Source organism: Actinosynnema sp. NPDC023658, assembly GCF_040639995.1.
Classification (GTDB): Bacteria; Actinomycetota; Actinomycetes; order Mycobacteriales; family Pseudonocardiaceae; genus Actinosynnema.
In genome coordinates, this window is record NZ_JBFAAX010000859.1 from 1 (window position 1) to 2348 (window position 2348).

Genomic DNA, 2348 nt, shown 5'->3' on the forward strand with positions numbered 1-2348 from the left:
CGCCGCCCGGTCGACCCGGCCGGGCAGCCCTTCCGCGCCCCAGTCGGACGACGCGGCGTACACACCGGTCGGCACGACGATCGCGCGCAGGTACGCGAACAGCGGGCGCAGGGCGTGGTCGAGCACCAGCGAGTGGCGCTCGGTGCCGCCGGTCGCGCCGAGCAGCACCGGCTTGCCCGCCAACGACTCCGGCTCCAGCACGTCCACGAACGACTTGAACAGCCCGCTGTAGGACGCGTTGAACGTCGGGGTCACGGCGATCAGCGCGTCCGCGCCGACCACCGACTCCACCACCTCGCGCAGCCGCGCGCTCGGGAAACCGGTGACGAGGTTGTCCGCGATGTCGCGTGCCACGTCCCGCAGGTGCGTGGTGCGCACCTCCAGGCCGGGCACGAGCCGTTCGATGGCCTCGGTGAGCCGGGTCGCGAGCAGCTGGGTGGACGACGGCGACCCGAGCCCCGCCTGCACCACCGCCAGGGTCGTCATCGGACGGCCGCCTTCAGCATCGAGGCGTGGGTGGGCGCCTCCGGCACGTCCGCCGGGCGGCCGACCGCGAACTCACGGCGCAGCGTCGGCACGATCTCGCCCAGCAGGTCCAGCTGCTCCAGCACGGTCTTCAGCGGCAGGCCCGCGTGGTCCATCAGGAACAGCTGCCGCTGGTAGTCACCGAAGTGCTCGCGGAAGGTCAGCGTCTTGTCGATGACCTCCTGCGGGCTGCCGACGGTCAGCGGGGTCTGCTCGGTGAACTCCTCCAGCGACGGCCCGTGGCCGTACACCGGCGCGTTGTCGAAGTACGGCCGGAACTCCCGGACCGCGTCCTGCGAGTTGCGACGCATGAACACCTGGCCGCCGAGGCCGACGATCGCCTGGTGCGCGGCTCCGTGCGCGTAGTGCTCGTAGCGCTCGCGGTAGAAGGTGATCAGCCGCTGGAAGTGCTCCTTGGGCCAGAAGATGTGGTTGGCGAAGAACCCGTCGCCGTAGTAGGCGGCCTGCTCAGCGATCTGCGGGCTGCGGATCGAGCCGTGCCAGACGAACGGCGGAACGTCGTCGAGCGGGCGCGGGGTCGAGGTGAACGACTGCAACGGCGTGCGGTGCTTGCCCTCCCAGTCCACCACGTCCTCCCGCCACAGCTTGTGCAGCAGGGCGTAGTTCTCGATGGCCAGGTCGATGCCGTCGCGGATGTCCTTGCCGAACCACGGGTAGACCGGGCCGGTGTTGCCGCGTCCCATGATCAGGTCGACCCGGCCGTCGGCCAGGTGCTGGAGCATGGCGTAGTCCTCCGCGATCTTCACCGGGTCGTTGGTGGTGATCAGCGTGGTGGCGGTGGACAGGATCAGCCGCTCGGTGCGCGCCGCGACGTAGCCGAGCATGGTCGTCGGGGACGACGGCACGAACGGCGGGTTGTGGTGCTCGCCGGTCGCGAACACGTCCAGGCCGACCTCTTCGGCCTTCAAGGCGATGGCGACCATGGCCTTGATGCGCTCGGCCTCGGTCGGCGTCCGGCCCGTGGTGGGGTCGGGCGTCACGTCGCCGACGGTGAAAACACCGAACTGCATGGCCACTCACTCCTCGATCAGGTAGTTGCACTTTCAACTAACTGGCACAACGGTACCGGATCACCGGGTATTCCGGTGTTGTCCGGTGGCGCGCAGCACGCCAAGGTTGTGTCACGGGTCACCGATGGGGGAGGCACGGCACGGTGCAGCACGAGCTGGTGCGGCGCGTCGCGGAGATCGTCCCGGTCCTGCGCGCCCACGCCGCCTGGGGTGACGAGAACAGACGCCTGCACGAGGGCGCGCTGGAGGCGATGGCCGACGCGGGCGTGCTGCGCCTGCGGGTGCCGGCGGAGCACGGCGGCCACGAGGCGGACCTGACCACGGTGGTCGAGGTCATCGCGGAACTGGCCCGCGGTGACGGGGCGGCGGCGTGGACGGCGGCCGTGTGGGCCATCTCCACGTGGGTGGTCGGCCAGTTCCCGGCCGACGTGCGGCAGGAGGTCTTCGCCAAACCGGACGTGCGGGTCACCGGCATCCTCAGCCCCACCGCGACGGCCGTGCCGGTCGCCGGCGGCGTGCTGGTCAACGGTCGGTGGGCGTTCACCGCGGGCGCGTCGCAGAGCCACTGGACCGCCAACGCCGCCGTGCTGGCAGCGGACGGGGCCCAGGTCGCGCTGGCCATCCCGCTGGTGGACCTGGAGGTGGTGGACGACTGGCACACCACCGGCCTGCGCGCGACCGGCAGCGTGACCACAGTGGCGAAGGACCTGTTCGTCCCGACCGAACGGGTGCTGCGCCTGGCGCCCGTGCTGCGGGCGGACCCGGACGCCGCCGAACCGATGTACCGCGCCC

General features: G+C 71.2%; 3 protein-coding genes. 1 reads left to right on the top strand and 2 read right to left on the bottom strand.

The annotated features are described in order from the left end of the window. On the bottom strand, window positions 1–486 hold a 486-nt coding region (locus tag AB0G02_RS35640), incomplete at its 3' end, for a CE1759 family FMN reductase (RefSeq protein ID WP_360803487.1). Continuing rightward, window positions 483–1556, bottom strand: coding sequence for an LLM class flavin-dependent oxidoreductase (locus AB0G02_RS35645; RefSeq protein WP_360803490.1), 1074 nt, complete (start codon window positions 1554–1556; stop codon window positions 483–485). The genes AB0G02_RS35640 and AB0G02_RS35645, both read right to left, overlap by 4 nt. A 143-nt stretch (window positions 1557–1699) precedes the next feature. On the opposite strand from AB0G02_RS35645, the gene AB0G02_RS35650 reads away from it, so the two are divergent. Further along, window positions 1700–2348 (top strand): acyl-CoA dehydrogenase family protein (locus tag AB0G02_RS35650; protein ID WP_360803493.1); only part of this gene is annotated, 649 nt, incomplete at its 3' end.